General features: G+C 36.7%; 25 protein-coding genes and 1 pseudogene. 9 read left to right on the top strand and 17 right to left on the bottom strand.

Annotated features, from left to right (window positions below; genetic code table 11):
* Positions 1-177: 177 nt before the first annotated feature.
* From B9N66_RS02755 to mscL, 6 genes are all read right to left on the bottom strand, one after another.
* Positions 178-972 (bottom strand): phosphatidylserine decarboxylase, encoded by a 795-nt coding sequence (locus B9N66_RS02755; protein ID WP_087579794.1) that lies wholly within the window; start codon positions 970-972, stop codon positions 178-180.
* A 1-nt stretch (position 973) separates the two neighbouring features.
* Positions 974-2,086: a metallophosphoesterase gene (locus B9N66_RS02750; RefSeq protein ID WP_087579793.1), complete on the bottom strand. Its 1,113-nt coding sequence runs from the start codon at positions 2,084-2,086 to the stop codon at positions 974-976.
* A gap of 220 nt (positions 2,087-2,306) precedes the next feature.
* A complete protein-coding gene (locus B9N66_RS02745; RefSeq protein WP_087579792.1) occupies positions 2,307-3,674 on the bottom strand; it encodes a multiheme c-type cytochrome in 1,368 nt (455 codons plus the stop codon).
* 9 nt (positions 3,675-3,683) lie between these two features.
* A complete protein-coding gene (locus tag B9N66_RS02740; protein ID WP_087579791.1) occupies positions 3,684-4,256 on the bottom strand; it encodes a cytochrome c3 family protein in 573 nt (190 codons plus the stop codon).
* Between the two features lie 120 nt (positions 4,257-4,376).
* Entirely contained in the window at positions 4,377-5,015 is a 639-nt protein-coding gene (locus B9N66_RS02735; protein WP_087579790.1) for a Crp/Fnr family transcriptional regulator, read from the bottom strand.
* Between the two features lie 102 nt (positions 5,016-5,117).
* Positions 5,118-5,522: a large-conductance mechanosensitive channel protein MscL gene (gene mscL, locus B9N66_RS02730; RefSeq protein ID WP_087579789.1), complete on the bottom strand. Its 405-nt coding sequence runs from the start codon at positions 5,520-5,522 to the stop codon at positions 5,118-5,120.
* A 145-nt stretch (positions 5,523-5,667) separates the two neighbouring features.
* Between mscL and gltX the strand changes: the two genes are divergently transcribed.
* Genes gltX through B9N66_RS02715 form a run of 3 tightly spaced genes read left to right on the top strand, consistent with a single transcriptional unit; the run spans position 5,668 to position 8,880 of the window.
* On the top strand, positions 5,668-6,963 hold the full coding sequence (gene gltX, locus B9N66_RS02725) for a glutamate--tRNA ligase (RefSeq protein ID WP_087579788.1): 1,296 nt from the start codon (positions 5,668-5,670) through the stop codon (positions 6,961-6,963).
* A gap of 8 nt (positions 6,964-6,971) precedes the next feature.
* Positions 6,972-7,265 (top strand): YggT family protein, encoded by a 294-nt coding sequence (locus B9N66_RS02720; RefSeq protein WP_021090481.1) that lies wholly within the window; start codon positions 6,972-6,974, stop codon positions 7,263-7,265.
* Positions 7,243-8,880, top strand: coding sequence for a lytic transglycosylase domain-containing protein (locus B9N66_RS02715; RefSeq protein WP_087579787.1), 1,638 nt, complete (start codon positions 7,243-7,245; stop codon positions 8,878-8,880). The genes B9N66_RS02720 and B9N66_RS02715 overlap by 23 nt, the downstream gene beginning before the upstream one ends.
* Here B9N66_RS02715 and B9N66_RS02710 read toward each other — a convergent pair.
* On the bottom strand, positions 8,801-9,280 hold the full coding sequence (locus B9N66_RS02710; RefSeq protein WP_087579786.1) for a hypothetical protein: 480 nt from the start codon (positions 9,278-9,280) through the stop codon (positions 8,801-8,803). The genes B9N66_RS02715 and B9N66_RS02710 overlap by 80 nt on opposite strands.
* Before the next feature lie 121 nt (positions 9,281-9,401).
* On the opposite strand from B9N66_RS02710, the gene mobB reads away from it, so the two are divergent.
* The 5 genes from mobB to B9N66_RS02685 are packed head-to-tail and all read left to right on the top strand — an operon-like array spanning position 9,402 to position 13,884.
* Positions 9,402-9,881 (top strand): molybdopterin-guanine dinucleotide biosynthesis protein B, encoded by a 480-nt coding sequence (gene mobB / locus B9N66_RS02705; RefSeq protein WP_084040860.1) that lies wholly within the window; start codon positions 9,402-9,404, stop codon positions 9,879-9,881.
* On the top strand, positions 9,881-10,744 hold the full coding sequence (locus tag B9N66_RS02700) for a class 1 fructose-bisphosphatase (RefSeq protein ID WP_257639754.1): 864 nt from the start codon (positions 9,881-9,883) through the stop codon (positions 10,742-10,744). The genes mobB and B9N66_RS02700 overlap by 1 nt, the downstream gene beginning before the upstream one ends.
* Positions 10,744-10,962, top strand: a complete 219-nt coding sequence (locus B9N66_RS02695) for a hypothetical protein (RefSeq protein WP_087579784.1) — start codon at positions 10,744-10,746, stop codon at positions 10,960-10,962. The genes B9N66_RS02700 and B9N66_RS02695 overlap by 1 nt, the downstream gene beginning before the upstream one ends.
* Before the next feature lie 15 nt (positions 10,963-10,977).
* The gene (gene metG, locus B9N66_RS02690) at positions 10,978-12,900 is read left to right on the top strand and encodes a methionine--tRNA ligase (protein WP_087579783.1); all 1,923 of its coding nucleotides are present in this window, start codon (positions 10,978-10,980) and stop codon (positions 12,898-12,900) included.
* Positions 12,901-13,884: a ferrochelatase gene (locus B9N66_RS02685; protein WP_087579782.1), complete on the top strand. Its 984-nt coding sequence runs from the start codon at positions 12,901-12,903 to the stop codon at positions 13,882-13,884.
* Here B9N66_RS02685 and ybeY read toward each other — a convergent pair.
* Positions 13,881-14,324, bottom strand: a complete 444-nt coding sequence (gene ybeY / locus B9N66_RS02680) for an rRNA maturation RNase YbeY (protein WP_087579781.1) — start codon at positions 14,322-14,324, stop codon at positions 13,881-13,883. The genes B9N66_RS02685 and ybeY overlap by 4 nt on opposite strands.
* On the opposite strand from ybeY, the gene queC reads away from it, so the two are divergent.
* Entirely contained in the window at positions 14,316-15,062 is a 747-nt protein-coding gene (gene queC, locus B9N66_RS02675) for a 7-cyano-7-deazaguanine synthase QueC (protein WP_257639753.1), read from the top strand. The genes ybeY and queC overlap by 9 nt on opposite strands.
* Positions 15,063-15,267: 205 nt before the next feature.
* Here queC and mrdA read toward each other — a convergent pair whose 3' ends face one another.
* The 9 genes and pseudogenes from mrdA to B9N66_RS02630 all read right to left on the bottom strand — a co-directional run bounded on the left by mrdA (position 15,268) and on the right by B9N66_RS02630 (position 22,302).
* Positions 15,268-17,106, bottom strand: a complete 1,839-nt coding sequence (gene mrdA / locus B9N66_RS02670) for a penicillin-binding protein 2 (protein ID WP_087579779.1) — start codon at positions 17,104-17,106, stop codon at positions 15,268-15,270.
* Entirely contained in the window at positions 17,103-17,594 is a 492-nt protein-coding gene (locus B9N66_RS02665) for a hypothetical protein (RefSeq protein ID WP_087579877.1), read from the bottom strand. The genes mrdA and B9N66_RS02665 overlap by 4 nt, the downstream gene beginning before the upstream one ends.
* Before the next feature lies 1 nt (position 17,595).
* The gene (gene yihA, locus B9N66_RS02660; protein WP_087579778.1) at positions 17,596-18,207 is read right to left on the bottom strand and encodes a ribosome biogenesis GTP-binding protein YihA/YsxC; all 612 of its coding nucleotides are present in this window, start codon (positions 18,205-18,207) and stop codon (positions 17,596-17,598) included.
* Complete coding sequence (lptA, locus tag B9N66_RS02655; protein ID WP_087579777.1) at positions 18,204-18,680, bottom strand: lipopolysaccharide transport periplasmic protein LptA; 477 nt, start codon at positions 18,678-18,680, stop codon at positions 18,204-18,206. The genes yihA and lptA overlap by 4 nt, the downstream gene beginning before the upstream one ends.
* Positions 18,653-19,180 (bottom strand): LPS export ABC transporter periplasmic protein LptC, encoded by a 528-nt coding sequence (locus B9N66_RS02650; RefSeq protein WP_087579776.1) that lies wholly within the window; start codon positions 19,178-19,180, stop codon positions 18,653-18,655. The genes lptA and B9N66_RS02650 overlap by 28 nt, the downstream gene beginning before the upstream one ends.
* Entirely contained in the window at positions 19,171-19,659 is a 489-nt protein-coding gene (locus tag B9N66_RS02645) for a KdsC family phosphatase (protein WP_021090575.1), read from the bottom strand. Before B9N66_RS02645 ends, B9N66_RS02650 begins: the two co-directional genes overlap by 10 nt.
* Complete coding sequence (gene hisB / locus B9N66_RS02640; protein ID WP_180382059.1) at positions 19,656-20,231, bottom strand: imidazoleglycerol-phosphate dehydratase HisB; 576 nt, start codon at positions 20,229-20,231, stop codon at positions 19,656-19,658. Before hisB ends, B9N66_RS02645 begins: the two co-directional genes overlap by 4 nt.
* A gap of 15 nt (positions 20,232-20,246) precedes the next feature.
* Positions 20,247-20,963: pseudogene (locus B9N66_RS02635) on the bottom strand (septal ring lytic transglycosylase RlpA family protein); the annotation flags it as partial.
* A gap of 127 nt (positions 20,964-21,090) precedes the next feature.
* Positions 21,091-22,302, bottom strand: a complete 1,212-nt coding sequence (locus tag B9N66_RS02630; protein ID WP_087579773.1) for a lytic transglycosylase domain-containing protein — start codon at positions 22,300-22,302, stop codon at positions 21,091-21,093.
* Between the last annotated feature and the right edge of the window lie 15 nt (positions 22,303-22,317).

Here is a 22,317-nt window from a genome sequence, read left to right as displayed (position 1 = left end):
AAGCAAGAAAGATTTCGATAGATAAAATAATGCACTCATTATATTTTACAAGCTTTCATACCTAATACTATTTTAAGCTCATATTATATATGGATATATGAAAAAACCACCAAAATCTGAGCAAATAGGATACCGGCCAAGTAAGATATGAAAATTTTACTTATATGCCTAGCGTATTTATTTTATCAGTCCAATGGTCTCAGCAAATTTAAGCTCTTTATTTTCAAAGAGATTGTATTCGATTACATCTTTTTCGCTAAGTATCACAATAGTTGAGCCAAGCTCGAAATTTCCGAGGCACTCGCCCTTTTTGATATGTAAATTTTCATACTCGTAAATTTGTGTAAAATTTGCCATCGCATTTGTCTGTATGCGCTCATCAAAACAAAATTTCATCTTTCCGACATTTAGCGCACCTACAAAAACAAGCCAAAGTTTTTTACCATTTTTCATCTCACAAGATAGTGCTACGCGTTCGTTCTTTGTATAAAGGCTGTCTACTTTTGCAAGCCATTTTGCAGCCACGCTGTAAAGTTTACCCGGAATATATATGGCTTTTTTAATGGCAATATCGCAAGGCGCATGATAATGATGATAATCTTTTGGGCTAAGATAGATATTTGCAAAGTCATATTCGCCCTCAAGCTCGCCCTGCCCCAAAAGCTCCTTTAGCCCATAGCTCATGCCTTTTATACTAAAAGCTTCTAGCTCTTTCGTGGTGCCAAAACTAAGGCAGGTACCATCAACAGGACTTATAAATATCTCATCTGCTGCGTCAAATTCTCTTGGCTTTATGAGCTTTCTAGTGAAAAGTTCGTTTAAATTTTTATAATCACTTGCTGGCTTAAACTCGCTCATATCGATCTTAAATAGCTTTACATAAAAGGAGTTGATAAGCTCTTGAAGCGGCTTGAAAAAGTTTAATTTAGCAACCTTGCCAAAAATTTGAGAAAAGAGATTGTCCTTGTTCATTTTAGTCCTTGCTTAAATTTAAAATAGCGATCTCACTTGGGGCAAAGATCCTAACTGGAGGCCCCCAAAATCCTGCGCCACTACTAACATAAGCTTGCATTTTATCATTAATCTTATAAAGCCCATGTAAAAAACCCTGATCCAGCAAAACTAGAATACTAAAAGGAAAAATTTGCCCAGCATGCGTGTGACCGCAAAGGACTAGATCGACATCTTTTTGCATAGTTTTTATAAATTTTGGCTGATGAGAGAGTAGGATGGTCGGCAAATTTGGGTCGCGTCCAGCTAGTGCTTCGTCTAAATTTGGCTCTAAATTTTTAAACCTTATGCCAGCTAGATCATAGACCCCTGCTAAATTTATGCCAGCTATTTTTTCATTTTTATTGCCAAGCACCCTAATGCCTAGAGCGCGAATTTTTTCTAATATCCCATCAACTCCGTGGTAGTATTCGTGATTGCCAGGGACATAAAAGGTGCCATAGGTACTTTTCAGGTTTTTTAATGGATCCAAAAAATCGCCTATAAGCTCAGCTCTCATATCAACCAAGTCGCCAACTATCACCACTAGGTCTGGTCTAGCTAAATTTATCTCTTTTACAAGCTCAGCCACAAAATCCTTTTGCAAAAACTCGCCAATATGCACGTCGGTTATCATGGCTATTTTTAGATCACTTTGTAAATTTTTTATTTTTATACTAATTTGTCTAATTTTTGGCGGAGTAAGTGCGTTAAAAATTCCTTTTAAAAAGCAAGCAACTATAAAAACAACAAATGTTATATCAAAGCAAAATTTAATAAATTTTCGTCTTGTGGGATTAAAATGAGCTTTTGAACAAATGCATCTAACAACATCATAAAATAAACTAACACCAAACAAAAATAGTGAAAAACCAATGAGAGTTCCTGCTATCAAATATAGCTCTATATTTAAAAAAGAAAATCTTAGTTGAAGAACAAATACAAACTCAAGCACACTAATAATGTAGAAGAATATGCGAATTTTTTTAAGATGTGGAGTAAAAAAAGATACCTTTTTTATAAAACGTTTATATGAGTATAAATTTGTAAGAGCACTAAAGATAAATGCCCCAATAATGATCCGAAAAAGTCCCAAAATATCTCCTTGAAAACAAAGATTATATTTTATATTTTTAAATTTACATTATAGATTTTATTAATTATTTAGAACAATTTGTAGTGCTAAGCCGTATGATTTTATAATTTAAATTTACAAAAATAATTGTTAAAAGGTATTTGCTTTAGGATAATAACTAAAAGATAAAATTTTAGAATTTAAAAATAAAAAGGTGGGAAAACTCCCACCTTAAAAAGAATTACTGGACTTTGCCAGACTCAATTCTTTCTTTATAGATTTTGCGAAGTTTTCTAATGTCGTTCTTAACTTCGAATACACCATGCCAGTGTGAATAGTCAGGGCCACCCATTAGAGCGCCTTGTCTCATACGACGGCCTTCATGGTGCCACATATGATAGTAGATATCTTGGAATTCATCTTCCCAAGCATCTGCAAGTAGTAAGTTTTTAGCTTTCAACTCTTCAAGCATCTTAGTTGCTTCAGCATTGTAAACGTTATAAAGCTCTACTTGTTTATCACCCATAATGAAGAAGTTATCTGTATGAGTTGATGTATGGCAAGCTTTACAAACTAGCTTCATCTCAGCTCTTGCTGCTTCTGGTCCATTTGGATGACCTGCTAGAGGTGTTCCTACGTTTAGTTTGCCAGTTTTTTCGTAAACAACAGCAGCTTGTTCATCACCAGCTGTTCTTAGCTTACTGCTGACGCCCCATAGGTTCCATTTTAGTCTTCTTGAAACATTGTGAGTTGTTGTTGTTTCACCAACACCACTCATGTGGCAAGCTGCACAAGTTGGAGCTCTAAAGTCTGGTACATCCCATGTATCAGGAGCAGCATCAAAATTCCATTTGTGAGCTTCGCTATTATAGATATGTCCGTGCATTGAGTTGTTAAAGATCTCAATATCTGGGTGATCAGGTCCAAGGTGGCAAGATGCACAAGCAGCTGGTTTTCTAGCTTCAGCTATGCTAAATGTGTGTGCGCTGTGGCATGATTTACATCCGCCTACGCCACCATCAGGATAAACATTACCTATACCGTAGTTTGGCCAAGTCTCTTTTGTAGGTTTGTGATCAGCGTCTAGTTTGATGACGGTTCCGTGGCACTGAGAACAACCAGTAGCGTCTGGAGCCATTTTGTATTCTGGATGATCCATACCTTCATAGTGATACATTAGTTTTACTATCACAGGGTTAGCATACATTTGCATAGCACCTCTTGCGTGACCACTCTTAGTAAATTCTTCAACTTCATTCTCGTGGCACTTAGCACAAGTTTTTGGGCTAACTAGCATTGAAACATGGTTGTTAGAATCTTTTGGATGCACATTAACTGAAGCCATAGGATTATCTGCATTTACAGAGTGACAATCCATACAACTTACGCCAACGTGAGCGTGGCGACTATTTTTCCAATCGGCAACTATGCCGGGTGTCTCTTTAGCGTGGCACTCAACACAGCTTTTTGATAAGTCTGACATTTTGTGAGCAACTTTAATGTTTTTTACAACATTAAGGTTTAAAGCGTCAGATTTATTTGCATCCATGTTTGCGGCAAAGCCAAAAGACATTAGACAGGCTAATAACATTAGCGACTTTTTAAACATCTCTCCTCCTTACTTGGTTTTATTGTTTTCTTGTTTTTTAATTGCTTCAAATTTATCCATTTGTAGTCCTAAATTCTTGTGACCAACATGCTCGTGGCAGTCAACACATGATTTCTTATTAGGATTTCCAAGAACGAAATAATCTCTATGTGGCAAGAATGATTTACCAGCTTGAATAACATTTTTTAAATTTGAGTGGCAGGTTAAACATCCACTATCATAGACAAAGTGAGATGCATGCTCGCGTTTTTTATGCCAGTCGATCTTGTCTGTATCTGTAAAAAATGTCTTATAGCCATCATTTATCGATACTTTAAGTTTTGTAAGTACATAGGTATAGGCACTTGTATGGTTTAGGTGACAGGCTGAACATTCAGCTTTTATGCCAAGCTTGTTATTACCGCCGTGTTTATCCTCGTGATATTGCAGCATCATAGGATCCATCGTGTGACACATTGTACAGACAAATCCACTACCAGTCGCATGAAGTACATCAGCTATACCCATAGAAGCGATAAGGCCGATTACGATGCCTATTATCACAGATGACCAAACAAAAAATTTCTTCTTAACTTCAGCCAAAATTTCCTCCTGAATTTATCAATATATCGTAAATTTTTACGAAAATTTTAGACGAATACTATCCAAAAATATATAAATTTTTTCTTTAAGTAAATGAAAATATTTATTTGATATTAACTTTCAATAAGAATAAATTTCTTGCAGTCCACCCACATCTTTTTCCAAAATTTGGTTCTTTTCATCAAGTTTAACTAAACCATTTGTTTTAAATTTATTTAAAATTCTCGAAAAAGTTTCTGGAGTCATATTAAGTATTGATGAAATTTTTGTGTGTTTTAGCTCGTTAAATAAATCTTCATGATCTAAAATAAACTTAGCCACTTTTTCTTCTGAGCTTAAAATTAACTCTTGATGAAGTAGATTTGTTGTGATTCTTATCTTTTCGGACATTGATTTTAAAAATTTCATACAAATTTCTGGTTTTATTAAAAATTCAGCCGCGAATTTTTCATAATTTATCTTTAACACCTCGCCAGATATGGTAAAAATGGCACTTGCTGGATAAGGGATATTTTCAAAATTTACGACTTCAGCTACAAAATTCATAGGTGCAAGCTGATGGATAAAAATTTCCTTGCCATTTGCCGTAGTTTTATAAAGCTTAACAGAGCCACTTATTAAAAATATTAACCATTTTGGCTCCTCACCTTCTATAAATAAAAATTCACCCTTTTTATACTTTTTTACGACACTTATGGCTTCAAGTTTGGCTAAATCTTCTTCGTTTAAGCCTTGAAAAAATGGGATTTTCTCTATCATATTTTCACTCGCCTTTTTGAAATAAAAAATATTTTAGCATATAAAAATAAGATAAATTTTAATAGATTTTCAAAGGGAATTTTCCCTTCGAATTGTATGAAATTATTTTTTAAGTAGATCTCTAATCTCAGTTAGAAGTACTATGTCGGCTGGAGTTTCAGGCTCTGCTGGAGCTGGCTCCTCTTTTGGTAATTTATTTTTAAGTGTATTTAAAGCTTTGATAACGCAGAAAATACAAAATGCGATTATTAAAAAATCAACCATTGTTTGTATAAATGAGCCATAATTTATCGTAACAGCAGGTACACCATCTACTGCTTCTTTTAATGTAAGTTTAAGATCAGTAAAATTTACACCTCCAGTTAAAACACCAACAACTGGCATTATAACATCACCAACTAGTGATGAAACGATCTTTCCAAACGCGCCACCTATAACAACACCTACAGCCATATCTATGACATTTCCACGCATCGCAAATTCTTTAAATTCGCTTATAAAACTCATTGTTTCTCCTAAAAATGTTAATTTTTTGTTCGGATTTTATTCAAGAAATGCTTTGCTTCGGCTAAAAAAATCAAATTACATAACTTTAAATTTATCAAGCTGGTGTTATAATCCAAACTCAAAATTTAACGTAAGGAATGAGCTTATGTATCGTTTTGCACCCTCTCCAACAGGAGATATGCACATAGGAAATTTACGTGCCGCTATTTTTAATTATATTTGTTCTTTACAAGATAAAAGTGGCTTTATTTTACGCATAGAAGATACCGATAAAGAGCGAAATATCGAGGGAAAAGAGAAAGATATCTTAGAAATTTTAAGCAAATTTGGTATAAAGCCAGAGCAAATTTACATCCAAAGTGAAAATTTAAAATTCCACAGGCAGTTAGCTTCAAAGCTTCTTATCGATAAAAAGGCCTTTGCTTGCTTTTGCACCGAAGAAGAACTCGAGGCAAAAAAACAAAAAGCAAAAGAACAAGGCGTGGCATATAGATACGACGGTACCTGCGAGAGATTAAGCGATGCTGAAGTTTTAAACTGCGAGAAGCCATTTGTCATCCGTATGAAAAAGCCAACACGCACGATGAGCTTTACAGATGCGATCAAAGGCGAGCTGAGCTTCGAGCCAGACGCAGTTGATAGCTTTGTCATCATGAGAGCAGACAAGACTCCAACTTACAACTTCGCCTGCGCAGTTGATGATATGCTTGAAGGCGTGACCTTTGTCATACGTGGCGAGGATCACGTGAGCAATACACCAAAGCAAGATCTCATACGAGAAGGCCTTGGCTACACTGGCAAGATGAACTACGCGCATTTGCCTATCCTTTTAAATATAGATGGTAAAAAAATGAGCAAGCGCGAGAACGAATCAAGCGTAAAATGGCTCTTTGAGCAGGGATTTTTACCTGAGGCGATCGCAAACTATTTGATACTTCTTGGTAACAAAACTCCGACTGAAATTTTTACCATCGAAGAGGCGGTGAAGTGGTTTGATATAACCAAAATTTCACGCTCGCCAGCTAGATTTGACGTGAAAAAACTCGAGCAGATAAATAGAGAGCACATCAAGCTTGCTTCAAAAGAGCGTATAAAAGAAATTTTTGGCGTAGATGAAAATTTGGCTGAGTTAGTTAAATTTTACACTCAGGAAAGCTCATTAGTGCCCGAGATAAAAGCAAAAGTAGAAGCTATATACTCACCAAAAATAGCTCCAGATGAGTACAAAAACGAATTTGAGATCATCAAAAAAGCAGCTCGTAATTTAAAAGCTTGCAAAACATTTGATGAGTTTAAAAAAGAGCTTATGAGCGTTACAAATTTAAAAGGTAAAAACTTTTTCATGCCGCTACGTACGCTTCTTACAAACGATCTTCACGGCCCTGAGCTAAGCGAGCTCTATCCTCTTATAAAAGATGATCTAGCTAAAATTTTAATCTAGGAGCAAAAATGATACTTTCCACCCTATTTTCAGCGATCGCAAACATTTTGCACCTTATTATCACGGTCTATACTTGGGTCATCATCGCAGCAGCTCTGATTAGCTGGGTCAGACCTGATCCTAGCTCGCCGGTCGTGCAGCTACTTTATAGGCTAACTGAGCCGGTTTATAGCTTTATTAGGCGCTACATAAAAACAAATTTTAGCGGCATCGACTTTACTCCGCTTATCGTACTTTTAGCACTTCAATTTTTAGATCAATTTTTAATAAGGCTTTTGTTTGGTTTTGCTGCGTCACTTTAGTATTCTCTCTCTTGCCTGCGTTGCTCTTTTGGCCAAAATTTATACCTACGAAGAGCTAAAAAATGAGCCAAAAAGCCTAGCAAAAGACTACTACATCAACCGCCTTATCAACGAGGGCAGTTACACAAAAGAGCAGATCGCAGATCTTTCGCGTGATGTGTTTAGAAAAGCAGGCCTTGTTCAAAAATCAATCGATAAAATTTTACCTCCAAAAGCGGCTCCTAGCAAATGTCCTGGTGTAAATGCAAAAAATATCACCCAGGCAAATCTAATCTGCCAAAATTTTCTAACATCTATTGCTTTTAGCTTAAAGCTTGATAATCACACTCGTGAAATTTTAGCAGCTAATCTTGCAAAGACAAATCCAGAAAAATCAAAAATTTTACTCGCACTAAATGAGACAAATCCAGCCCAGGCATTTGTAAAACTAAACGATACAAAGAGCTTTCTAGAGCTATTTAACGCCTCTAGCCCGCAAAATAAAAGTACACTTTTTAGCGAAAGTTTTGATACAAATTTCATGACCAAGCTCTACTCACAAAAGGGCTTTACAAATTTATTAAACGATATTGTTTTTAATAAAAAATATGAAGGCTTTAGGAGAAATTTGCTAAGCATCGATCCAGCCATCACTGAGAAAAATGATGCTTTTACGCTTGGATTAAATGCCATTTTACTAGGACAAGACGATATCGCTTTTAGCCTTTTTGCAAGAGCCAAGAGCACATTTGAAAGGGCGTGGCAAAGAGATAATGCGACCTTTTGGCAGTACCAGATAAGCAAAAACGAAAGCTTTTTAAAAGAGCTAAGTGTCAGCAAGGACGCGAATATATACTCACTTTACGCAAGAGATTTGATCGGTGGTGAACCACTTGAGGTCATCGTACCAAGGCCTAGTAAGCAAAATATCGAAAATTTTGACGTAAGCGATCCGTTTTTATGGAACAAAACTGCAGCCCTTGCAAAGGATATGAATGCCACGCAAGCAAGCGAATTTGCGAAGAAATTTTATACAAACGAAAGTATCGGTGCCTATGCATTTTTCATGCAAAAGGCGCATGGCTGGGAGAAGCAATACTTCTTGATGCCAAGCTCTCCTGAGCTTGAGGGTATCAGCAACGAAAGAAAATCGATGATCTATGCCCTAGCTAGACAAGAGAGTCTCTTTATCCCAAGCGTGGTTTCTACTTCATACGCCCTTGGAATGATGCAGTTTATGCCATTTCTCGCAAATGCGATCGGCAAAAAAGAGCTAAAAATCCCAAATTTTGATGAAGACGATCTTTTTAAAACAGATATTGCATTTAAATTTGCAAACCATCACCTAAACTATCTTGATAAATTTCTCTATCATCCGCTCTTTACCGCATACGCGTACAACGGCGGTATCGGCTTTACTAAAAAGCTTATCACAAGAGATGATATGTTTAAAGAGGGAAAATTTGAGCCGTTTTTATCGATCGAGCTTGTCCCTGTGGCTGAGACTAGAAACTACGGCAAAAAGGTGCTTGCAAACTACGTGATCTATATGGCGCTTACTGGTTCCAATATAAAGATTTCGCAACTTTTCGAAAATTTAACAAAACCGGCTTTGACTGATAAATTTCGAAACTAAGTGCTAGATCATCGCTTTGCTTGCTTGGTGCGGTCACTTCGTAATAAACCGCCCAAGGCATAGAAAATCCAGCAAATTTTAGCATCTCGTCATTTTCATCAAGTAGTCTTGCATTTGTGGCATTTGAGTCATTATTTACCTTGATATTATTTAGCTCGCTAGCGTGCTCTTTTGGGTTTATAGCCACCAAAAAGTGCTCTTTGCTTGCATCTAAATCTGAGTTATAAATAGGATTTAGATAAGTTGCTACAATTAGCGTTCTATCAGTACCGTCAATAATCTCACTTTTGCTCGTGTAAGCTAGAAGCTCATTTTTTAACGGCTCATGTACAATTACTTTTTCACCAGCACAGCCAAATATCATCAAAATAAATACAAAAAACGATAAAAATTTGCTCATAAAAACTCTTGAATTTCTAAAATTTCTGCCATTTTAGCATTTTAATTTTTAAATTTCACTCATAAATTTTAAAGCCAACATAAGTTATAATCGCGAGAAATTTTAACAAAAAAAGGTTCTTATGAAAAGACTTGCTATTGCTTTTTCTGGCCCTTCAAATAGCGGGAAAACGACTCTTATTTTAAAGGTAGCAAAAAAATTTATAGATGATGGTTTGAAAGTCGCGATAGTAAAACACGACCCGGGCGACAAGGCCAAATTTGATGTTGAAGGCAAGGATAGCTTTAAATTTTCTCAAACTGGAGCAGATGTGGTGGTGATGAGTCCGACTAGAACAACTTATTTCTCACAAAATCCACAAGAAATTAGCGATGTCATTAAAATGCTGGGCGAGTTTGATATGCTCTTAGTCGAGGGGTTAAAGACGCTTCCGCTGCCAAGATTAAGTGTTTTTAAAGATGAAATAGATGAAAAATATCTTAGCTTTTCAGATGCGATCGCAACATACAAAAAACAAATTCCTTACGAGATAAAAAATATAAATTTAGACGATATAGACGCCATTTGTGCGTGGATAATCAAAAATGCAAAGGCTGTATAATGCAAGAATTAAATCAAATTTTTAACACCATAAAAGAGATCGCAAAAGAGATAAGCGAAGTGATAAAATACGCCGATCTTGGCTACACAACTCACGAAAATGCGACTGGCGACACACAGCTAAAGCTTGATGTCAAAAGCGACGAGATCATCACAGCTAAATTTAAGGAGCTTGCCTGCGTAAAAGCGCTAATTAGCGAAGAGAAAGAGGACGAGCTTGAGATAAACAAAAATGCTAAATTTATCATCGCCTATGATCCACTCGATGGATCAAGCCTAGTTGATGTAAATTTCGCCGTTGGCTCGATCTTTGGTATCTATGAAAACGAAGTAAAACCAGAAAATTTAATAGCCGCAGCTTACAGCATCTATGGTCCAAGGCTTGAGCTAGTAATTGCTGAGAAAAAGGGCGCTTTGCCTAAATTTTATAGGCTTGGCAAAGATGGCGAGTTTAAATTTGTAAAAGAGCTTGAGCTAAAAGAAAAAGGCAAGCTAAACGCCACGGGAGCTACGCAAAAAGGTTGGAGCCAAACGCATAGAAATTTCATAAACGAGCTATTTAACGAGGGCTACAGACTAAGATATTCAGGCGCGATGGTGAGCGACTTGCATCAAATTTTACTAAAAGGTGGCGGTCTTTTTAGCTACCCAGCAACGAGCGATCATCCAAATGGCAAGCTAAGGGTCGTCTTTGAGGTGTTGCCATTTGCATTTATATATGAAAACGCAAAGGGCGCAACCTCAAACGGCGAAAATCAAACACTTTTTGATATAAAAATAGAAAAAATTCACCAAACAACGCCATGCTTTTTTGGCTCACGTGATGAAATTTCACTTTTACATAAATTTTACGAGCAAAAATAATGCAAGAAGCACAAACAAACGAGCCACTTGACGCATTTGAGCTAGCCCTAAAGCAAAAGGTTAAAATCATGCAAGAGTGCCAAAGCCAAAAAGGGCAAAAAAGCTGCTTTAGCTGCGAAGTATTTTTTGACTGCGAGACAAGAAAAGAGTACGTAAATAGCTGCTACAACTCGATGTCAAAGGGCAATACTGGCAGTGATGGTGGATTTGATTTTTAAAATTAAAGGAAAGATATGAAAGAAAAAGCTTATATAACGACTCCAATATACTATGTAAACGACGTGCCACACATCGGTCACGCCTACACGACTATAATCGCTGATACGCTTGCTAGATTTAACCGCCTACAAGGCAAAGAGACCTACTTTATGACTGGCACAGATGAGCATGGTCAAAAGATCGAACAAGCAGCTCGCGCAAGAGGTAAGACACCAAAAGAGTATGCTGATGAGATCAGTGCGAAATTTAGATCACTTTGGGATGAGTTTGAGATAAGCTATGATCATTTTATAAGAACAACCGACGAAGAGCACAAACAAACCGTGCAAAATGTCTTTGAAAAGATGCAAGCAAATGGCGACATTTACAAAGGAGAATATGAGGGATTTTACTGCGTTAGCTGCGAAACTTTTTTTAACCAAAGAGACCTACTAGAAGACAATCACTGTCCAGACTGCGGCCGAGCGACTTCTTTAGTCAAAGAAGAGAGCTACTTTTTTAAGCTTTCAAAATATGAAGATGCGCTTTTAAAATGGTACGAAAACGACGAGCTTTGCGTCATCCCAAAAGGTAAGAAAAACGAGGTCGTAAGCTTTGTAAAAGGTGGACTAAAAGATCTTTCAGTAACAAGAACGAGCTTTGACTGGGGCATAAAGCTACCAAATAGTGCAAACGATGAAAAGCACGTTATGTACGTCTGGCTTGACGCGCTTATAAATTACCTAACAACGCTAGGATACTCAAGAGATGGCGCCAGAATGGATCTTTGGCCATATACTACTCATATCGTTGGCAAGGATATTTTACGCTTTCACGCAGTTTACTGGCCGGCATTTTTGATGAGCCTTGGCTTGCCACTACCAAAACACGTAGCAGCGCACGGCTGGTGGACTATAAATGGTGAAAAAATGAGCAAAAGCAAGGGCAATGTCATAAACCCAAGAGAAGTTGCAAATACTTACGGACTTGAAAATTTCAGATACTTTTTGCTTAGAGAAGTACCATTTGGTCAAGATGGCGACTACAGCCAAAAGGCTTTGATCGAGCGTATAAACTCAGAACTTGGCAACGGACTTGGCAACCTGCTAAGCCGCATTGTTGGCATGAGTGCAAAGTATAGCGACTATAAAATCGACTCAAAAGACGTGATCAAATTTCACAAAGCCGAGCTTGATGAGGCGAAGGGCTACCTTGATGAGGCTATAAAAAATTTAGAGAATTTAGCTACAAATCGCTACTTAGAGGATATTTGGAAGGTCGTAACGCTAGCAAACGCAGCCGTTGCGAAGTATGAGCCATGGTCGCTTGTAAAAGCTGGCAAAATTGACGAAGCAAACGCGCTCGTGGCACTTTGTGCAAATTTACTTGCAAAAGTAGCAATACTACTTAGCCCAGCTATGCCAAAAACTTGCGCTAAGATAGCTAATACGCTTAGCTTTAGTATAGATACGGCTTCTTACGAAAGTCTTGTATTAAAAAATGAAATTTCAAATTTTGTGACAAAAGCTACTGAGCCACTTTTCCCAAGGATAGAAAAAGAGCTAATGGGCGAGGCAAGAGAGCCAAAAATGGAGGCAAAAGCTGAGCCAAAAGAGGAGAAAAAAGAAGAAGATATTATTAGCATCGATGACTTTGCCAAAATTGTGATAAAAGTAGGCGAAGTGCTCGAGTGCGAGAGGGTTGAGGGCAGTGAGAAACTGCTTAAATTTAAGATAGATCTTGGCGAGGAGCAGCCACGTCAAATTTTATCTGGCATCGCCAAATACTACGAGCCTAGCTCGCTTGTAGGCAAGCAAGTTTGCGTTTTAGCAAATTTAAAAGAGCGAACGATGATGAAAAAATATGTCTCGCAAGGCATGATCCTAAGCGCATCAGACGGCTCTCTAACGCTTCTTGGCACGCAGGGCAAGGTCAAAAACGGCGCGGTCGTTGGCTAAATGACGATAGAAAATTTAACTCGTCTAATAAATGCCGAGGCTCTAAACGCGCCGACGATAACTAGCGTAAGCGAGTTTGTTTTCGAGCTAAAGCATGTAAGACGTGGCTTTGCGTATATTTGCTTAAACGCGAACGATAGCGACATAGAAACAGCGATTAAACAAGGCGCATACGCCATAATTAGCGAAGATAATGTTCCAATTATTGACAAAGAAATCGCTTTTTTGAAAGTCAGCAGTTTACAAACTGCCATGATAAAGCTTATGAGATTTGAGTCAACTCACAAAGATTTGAAATTTTGTGCTGTAAATCCTTATATAAATGACTTTTTGGAAAAATCAAAACTTGGCTCCAACGCACATGTCATGTCAAAAAACATAACTGAGCTTTTTAATCAAATTTTTCATGCAAAGGTCTTTGATGTGTTTTTTGGCGATGACATAAGGACGCTCCAGCGCATATCACCTCTTTTTGAGACTATTTACACAGACACGACGATGCACGAGATAAATCCAAGCTCGATCTTTTTTACAAATACGGTTTTTAAGCAAACTTACTATCAAAACTTAAACATACCACGAGTTTTTGCCGGTATGTTTTATGGGCTTTTAAAATTTCTTGATAAAAATAAAATTTTATTTAAGCCTTATGAAGGTAGGATTAATGGGCATTTTGATCCGATTTTCATAGACAAAAATTTTTCTCCAACGAGCTTTGGAAATAGCTTTAGAGCTATAATCACTGAAAGCGATGAAGATCTATTTATAAGTCAAAGTATATTTTTAAATAAAAAATTTAGCCCTGATGAAATAAAAATTTGTTTGCCTGAAGGCTCTTTATTAAAAGTACAAAATGCAATCTATTTTAAAAATTTAAGTGAGATAAAAAAACTAAAAAACTTTGTTTATATATTGATCTTATGCCAAAAAGAAGACCTCTTAGAGGAGCTTCACAAAACCACCGAAGAAAATTCGCTATTTTAATTTAGCTCTTTTTTATTTATTAGATCAATCAGCCTAACATCCTCACTTCTTACGATTAGGCTTTTAGGTAGCTCAAATTTATTGATAACCTCGCACTCTTTTTGCCTCATTTCTCCATCATCTTTTTCATGATCGTAGCCCAAGACGTGCAACAAGCCATGCGTAAAAAGTAGTGCAGTCTCAGCATCTTCGCTGTGATTTAGCTCATTTGCCTTTTGCTTTACCATATCTTTATTTATGACGATTGAGCCAAGCGGTGCATGAATGACAAGCTCAAGTGGAAAACTTAAAACATCTGTAGTTTTATCGATACCTCGCTTGGATCTATTTAGCTCTCTCATTTCATATTCATCTATAAACACCAGCTCAACTTCCCCTGGTGTCAAATATGAGCAAATTTCATCTAAAATTTCTGGATAACTATCTTCGCAATGTATCATTTTTGGCTTGTCCTTAGTAAAATTTTGTATAATTTTAGCAAATTTAAAAGGCAAAATATGAAAAAAGCGATTTGTATAATGAGTGGTGGTATGGATAGTACGCTTTGTGCGGTTATGGCAAAAAAGGCTGGATATGATATCGTAGCACTTCATTTTGACTATGGCCAAAGAACGATGAAACGTGAAAAACGTGCATTTAACGAAATTTGTGAAAGATTAGGCATTACGAAAAAGATAAGTTTAGATGTTAGCTTTATTGCCCAAATAGGCGGGAATTCTTTGACTGATAAAAGCTTGCAAATAAGAAAAGATGGAGTAGAAAAAGATGTGCCAAATACCTATGTACCTTTTCGAAATGGTATTTTTATCTCGGTCGCTGCCGCACTTGCTGAAAAAGAAAATGCACAAGCTATCTATATCGGAGTCGTAGAAGAAGATAGTTCAGGCTATCCTGACTGCAAAGAAAGCTTCATAAAAAGCATAAATGAGGCTATAAATTTGGGTACATCGCCTAGTTTTTCGTGCGAGATAATTACTCCACTTGTAAATTTAAGTAAGGCTGACATCGTAGCAAAATCTCTTGAGCTTGGCTCGCCACTAGAGCTTACTTGGAGCTGCTACGAGAGTGATGACGAGGCATGCGGACTTTGCGATAGCTGCAGGCTAAGGCTAAATGGCTTTAAAAAGGCAAATGCCGCTGATAAAATCGCATATAAAAATCAAAAATTTTCCTTATGAGCCTCTAAAACAAGAGCATTTAGAAAATTTAAAGATATATCAACGCTTAGACTCTTGCTAGCTACCAAAAACATAATTTCTCAGTCAACCTTACCAAAATTTAATAAAGAGGATTAAAACTTAGTTGATAATTTTAGCCAAAACGCACCAAACACAAGGTAAAAATTTCTAAGTAAGTGGTCACTACCACGGCTTTTTAGTGATCTTATTTTTTCTTATTATCTTGTTTTTTACTTTGATCACTTTGGATTTTTTCTAAATTTATATATCCCATTTCAACGAGTTTATTATAAATTTGAGCGATTTTTGGCCCAGCCGCACTTCCGCCATGGCCACCATGCTCGATAACCATTGTGATGACGTATTGCGGATCTTCATAAGGCGCATAAGTAGTCATCCATGCATGAGATCTTTGCAAATACGCCATATCCTCTTCTTTCATACGTTTCTTTTCAGTTTGAGAAATTCCAACGACCTGGGCAGTACCTGTCTTTGCGGCAACTTTGACTAGACTTCCAATAAAATGCCTATTTGCCGTACCTCTTGGGTGATTTGCCACTTCATACATTGCATGTCTAATGGCTGGTAACTGTGATTTTTCAAATGGCGTAAAAGCATCATCTGTTGGTGTAAAATCAACATCCTTGTCATCAATGCTCTTTAAAAAATGTGGAGTCACATTTAGCCCAGTTGCAAGGCCAGCTGTATATTTTGCCACTTGCATAGGCGTGACCAAGAAATTTCCCTGTCCGATAGAAGTGATGAGGGTCTCGCCTTGAAACCATGCCTTTCCATACTTCCTCATCTTCCACTCTCTGCTTGGCAAAGTCCCTACAAACTCATTTGGCAAATCAACCTCGGTTTTTCTACCAAATCCCATACGCTCAAGTATCGGAACAATAGCGTCTATGCCGATCTTTTGACTACCTTTATAAAAATAATCATCACAGCTCTCTCTAATTGCCGTATTCATATTAACATTTCCATGTCCGTGAGAGTTCCAGCAGCGAAATTTACGTCCTCCAAGCTCATACGAGCCACTACAAAAAAAGCTATCGTATTTACTCATGCCATTATCCAAAAACGCTAGCGCCATACCCATTTTTACGACCGAACCTGGCGGATAAAGGCCGTTTATTAGCTTGTTTGTAAAAGGATGATCGACGTTTTTTACAAGCTCTTCCCATTCAGGTTGAGAAATTCCAAGTACAAATGGATTTAGATCATACTCTGGAAAGCTACCAGCAGCTATGATAGCACCGTCTTTTAGACTCATAACTATGACACTTCCTGCATCCTTGCCAAAGACATCAGCGACAAACTGCTGAAGCTCAAGATCAACTGCTAGCTTTATATTTTGGCTTTGTGGAGCTTGGTAATTTACCTGCTCAACCTCTTCATTTAAGGCATTTACCTTTATTTTTTTAAAGCCTTGTATTCCTTGCAAAATAGGATTATAAAACCGCTCCACACCACTTCTACCAATGTAATTTGTAAGCTTTGTCAAAGGATCATTATCCATATCTTTTTGATTTGCCCTACCGACATAGCCGATAATGTGAGAAGCTAGATCGTTATACGGATAATGGCGTTTTGAAGCGGGCCTTATCTCTAAATTTTCACGCAAAGAAAGCGATGCAAAAAATGGTAAAAATTTATCATAATCAATAAATTCGACCACATTTATAAAATCTTGGTTATAAGCTGAGTCATTTTTTGTGTATTCATTTTTAAGCTTTGTAACATTTAGATCGCTAAATAGTGAGCCAATGTAAGCTAGCTCATCATCTAAAATTTTTACCTTTTTATTAGCACTTAAATGAGGTCTAATGGATACTGAAAAGCCAAGACGATTAACAGCCATTGGCTTATCATGTGTATCAAAAATAATACCCCTAACTGGCGGAATATAGATAGTCTTTATCGCGTTTTGTTCTGCGATCTCATTGTAGTAGGTATTTGAGTTTATGCTTAGGTGATAAATTCGTCCCAAAAGTATAATCCAAAAAAGAGCGATCACACTAAAGACTATGCGCATTCTCATAGCACTTTATCCCTAAAAAGAACAATAGCAAAAATACTTTCAAATGCTATAAAAAATAGATATTCAGACGAAAATGCTAAATTTTGCTCATTTAAAACGTAAGCAAATAGATTATTTACAAGAAATGTTAAAGTATATCCAGCTGCTACAAAGATGATAAGTAGGCAGTTTCGCCACTTCATCGTGGTATATAGCCAGTCTAAAATAAAATTATAAAAAAGCAAAAATGCAATAATTGTTGAAAAAAGATGAAATCCATGAATTTGCTCAGCAAATATTATAAAAATTATCGCAAAGTACCAATTGTGCTTAAACTCGTCGTATTGCTTTTGTTTTCTTGAATACTCCAAAATCATATAAGTAAAAAAAATACCAATGAGTGGCGGCAAAAAGCCAAATTGCGTAGTTGCGATCTCATATGAGAATAAAAAAATAGCCCACCAAAATTCTTTAAAAATTTTAATATCTAAGCTACTTATGGTTTGCATTTTATCTACCAAGAGCGTTATTTATGATAGCTTCTCTAGCCTTTTCAATACCGCTTTTATTAAGAGTTGAGACCAAGATGCCGCTTGGATCAAATTTCATTACCGCACTCTTTTGGCTTTGATTTAGCTTATCGCTTTTTGTATATAAATTTAAAATTTTCTGATCAGCTCTTAAAAAGCTTTTTAGATAAGCATCTACATTTACGTCTATGTCTAAATCAAAATGTCTAGCGTCAATTAGATGTATAAAAAGTCTTATGTCGCTTCTAAATTTCAAAAACTCATCTAAATTTTTACGCCATTCATCATGCTTTGACTTTGCCACTTTTGCATAGCCAAAGCCTGGCAAATCAACCAAAATGAGCTTAAATTTATATTTTTCGCCCTCTTCTTTTTCCTCACAAAACTCGGCCTCAAAAAAATTTATAAGCTGAGTTTTGCCAGGAGTCGATGAGCTTTTGGCTAGATTTTTTTGATTTACAAGTGTATTTATGAGGCTGCTTTTACCAACATTTGATCTCCCCAAAAAGACTACTTCGCTTGTTACGAAGTTTGGAGCCTCTTTTATACTTGGGCTTGATGTGATAAATTTAGCACCTAGTGGCCTTATCACTTATCTTTTTCCTCTACCTGAAAGATAAACTTAACAGGCTTTTTCTCATCACTATTTACACTATATGTGCCATCTTTTTGATTAACAACGATCTTTTCGCCATAAACATTTTTATCAGTTTCTACCTCATGCAAATAGCCATTTCCACTAACAGTATAGATCTGTTTTGCTGGCTCATATGTAAGAGTATTGCCTTTGCCATCATAGTGCTTATCTTTTATAAAAATTTTAGCTCTTGCATTGCCAGTAGCCACATATTTTATAGGTTGGCGTTTTTTGTCAAAATAGACGATCACTTTGTCTGCCTTAAGCTCATCAAATGAGCCCTTTTTGATATTTACATTACCTATAAATTCACTAGTTTGTTTATTCTCATCTGCAAAAAAATCATTTGATGTGATTTCAACTTGCTCTGCATTTAAAAATGTAAAACCCAATATCACCGCTAAAATCGCTGATTTTCTTCTACCCATGCCCTTAACCCTTTTACCTGCGTTTGTTTTTTGCCAAGATCATAGCTTCCACTCTCGCCCAGTGCCTTATCATTATTTCTTATGAGCGTGAAATTTGCTTCAGATCTTACTATCTTTATTTTTGTTCCATATATCACTTCGTCACTTATAAATCTCAAACTATCGTTGTTTTCATAGTTCGCATTCTTTTGAAAGATGATTTCATCATTTTGTGAGATTACTTTGTCTGAGCTTAAAAAATGTTTTAAATTTCCTCTTAAAATTTTTGCTTTAAAACTCAAAAATTCATCTTTATCATTGTATCTATTTAGCTCATCAGCCTCGTAGACTCCGCTTATTTTCGTGGAATTTATCTCGTAATCTATCACGTCATTTATCTGCATATTTGATATCTTTGTGTCGATCTTTAAAACATTTGCAAGGTATGGATCTTGAGCTGCCAAAAATATCATCACGACACTAAAAATTGCCACGACGAAGTAGAAAATTTTTACAACCAACGCTTAGACCACTCGTCATATAAATTTTCTGATTTTATAATAAGCTCGATCATCTCTCTAACCGCGCCATTGCCACCTTTGTGCTTTAGTTTTGTTTTTACATCAAGCTCTTTTATCGCATCTTTTGGCTTAAAGCTCCAAGCAACTGCATTTAAAATTTTATAGTCATTGTAGTCATCGCCGATAGCTGCTGCGTTTTTAAAGCTAAGCCCTTCAAATTTTAATATCTCACTCGCCACTTCAAATTTATTACCAACACCTTGATAGACGTGATTTATCTTTAGATCCTCAGCCCTTCGCTCAACGATGGCTGACTTTCTGCCAGTTATGATAGCTACTTTTTTGCCAAGCTTTAGCCAGCTTTCTATCGCGTAGCCGTCTTTTACATCAAAAAATTTAAGCTCTTCGCCGTTTGCATTGTAGATGATCTTGCCATCAGTGAGGCAGCCATCAACATCTAAAAATATAATCTCTATCATAAAACACCTTTTGTGCTTGGTGTGCCGATCCTTGCGTTTTTAGCAAGTGCTCTACGAAATGCGACGGCAAATGATTTAAACGTTGCTTCAATGATGTGGTGAGTGTTTTTACCGCGAATTTGATTTAGATGAAGCGTGATACCAGAATTTATAGCAACTGCCCTAAAAAATTCCTCCACAAGCTCAGTGTCAAACTCCCCTACTTTGGCGTTTTCATTAAAATTTTCATATACGAGGTAGGCTCTATTGCTAAGATCTAGTGCGCAAAAAACAGCAGCTTCGTCCATAACGACACTTGCCTCGCCAAATCTTTCAACGCCACTTAAAGGATACAAGGCCTCTTTTAAAAGCTGACCCAAAACTATGCCGACATCCTCAACGCTGTGGTGAAAATCCACATAGGTATCGCCCTTGCATGAAATTTCAAGATCGAGCAAAGAGTGCTTAGTAAATGCCTCAAGCATATGGTTAAAAAAGCCAATGCCAGTATCTATCTTTGCAACACCAGAGCCATAAATTTTAAGTTTGATTGAGATTTGTGTCTCTTTTGTATTTCTAGTTAGTTCTAAAATTTCTTCTCTCACGCCCTAGCCTCTTACTATAAATGCACCTTGGAATTTACCGCTTCTTGCATAATCCCTGGCCTCGTCCTCACTTCTAAAGCCATTTAAAAATACTCTATAAATGGTAGATCCATCTATAGTAAATGTCTTAACTACCGACTTATAGCCATCTATGCTTTGATGTTCTCTTTGATATCTGTTTGCGCCCTCAAGGTTTTTAAATGAGCCAATTTGCACCATAAAATCTCCACCTACGACTCGTTGCTCTGACGAAATAATAATGCCCCCAGTTGGAGCTGTCGGAGAGACTGGATTTGGCACTTTTATGCCAGTGCTTGTTGGTTTTGTTTGAGCATTAATGCTAGCAACAGCATTTATATCTTCATTAAAGCCTATGACTTCCATACTGACTGGAGCCGTGCCTGTACCGATAATATCAAGTTTAGTTGCAGCCGCCTTTGAAAGGTCTAAAACTCTATCAGCCACAAAAGGTCCACGATCATTTACGCGAACAATGACGCTTTTTTGATTTCTTAAATTTGTTACTTTAAGGATCGTATTCATCGGCAAAGTTTTGTGTGCTGCAGTCATGTTGTACATATTATAAATTTCGCCGTTTGAGGTTGTTTTACCATGAAAATTTGGACCATACCAGCTTGCTGTACCACTTGCCCTATCACCCACACTTACAACGGTTGGGTAGTATGTTTTGCCATTTATCGTGTAAGGTCTCATTGTTGCTTTTTGGATAGAAGCTGAATTGTTGCCCTTTACATTAGTTGGGCCACTTGGTGTAAATGGTGCCCCGTTCCAAGAGCAACCAGTAACTAGAAGAGTAAAACTTAGTCCTATATAAAATTTTAGGCTCTTATGGTATGACAATATTTGCTCCAACATTTAAATTTGAACTAGCAAAAGAATTTGCATCTTTTAAATCTTTTTCGCTCACATTAAATTTCTTAGATAAAGAAGCTATCGTATCACCAGTTTGAACTATATAGTTTTGAGATTTATTTTGTGCAGAAAATGGAATAATTAGTTTTTGATTATAGCTTACGGCATTTGTACTAAGCTCGTTGTAGTCCTTGATCGCTCTATGACTAACACCTGTTTTTTTAGAGATAGAAAGTAGTGTTTCGCCTTTTTTTACAACGTAGGTATAAAAATTATTTTTACCATTAAATGGCTTGAAATTTTCTGCAAAAAGATGTTTTTTATTTTCAGGGATATAAACATAATAATCTTTTAGGGTTGGTGGAGTAAATACAAATTTTAAATGCGGGTTGTTATTTTTCATCTTTTTTGTACTAAGGCCGATACTATCGCCTATTTGAGCTAAATTTGTACCGCCAGGTACTTTTACTTTTACAAGCTTTAGTCCTCCGTTTATGTTTAACAAAGATGAATCTTTAGACATCAAGAAGTCCGCGTCTTTTGCGGTATATGCTGCTCTTAAAATTTTGATAACAAAATTTCTAGTTTCGGCTGGAAGGTATTTTTTCTCTGCATCAAGAAGCGTTACAAGATCATCTGTACCAGCTTTTTGTATAGCTCTTTTTAAGGCTCCATCGCCGCAGTTATAGGCCATAGCTGCTAGATACCATTTGCCAAATTGATTTTTAAGCGACTTTAGATAATTTGTTGCTGCAATAGTAGACTCTACTGGATCTTTTCTCTCATCGACATACTGTCCTACCTTTAGGCCATGCAATCTAGCCGTTTGCTCCATAAACTGCCACATGCCAGTAGCTTTTGCGTTTGAGACTGTGTGATTTGAAAAGCCTGATTCTATCATTGCCAGATAAAAAAATGACTCAGGTACGCCTGATTTTTTGATCTGCTCTTTTACCATCGGTATATACATATAACCATTTTTTAGAGCATCTGTAAATGTTTCAAGTTGTGATTGTTTGATACCTTGTCTCATCTTTGCATAGTGAGAAGTCTTCATAAAGCTAGCATCGATGTCCAGCTCTTTTAAAATCTTTACCTGAGTATCGTATGAGCTTTTTTCAGGTGTATTTGCCAGTAGCAAGGTACTGCATGCAAACATTAAAAATATTTTAAGCATTGCTTTCATTTCTATCCTTTTTCG

The sequence above is a fragment of the Campylobacter concisus genome, assembly GCF_002165775.1.
Lineage (GTDB): Bacteria > Campylobacterota > Campylobacteria > Campylobacterales > Campylobacteraceae > Campylobacter_A > Campylobacter_A concisus_E.
Note: the sequence above shows the minus strand (reverse complement) of the source record. Positions and strands in the feature narration are given on the sequence as shown.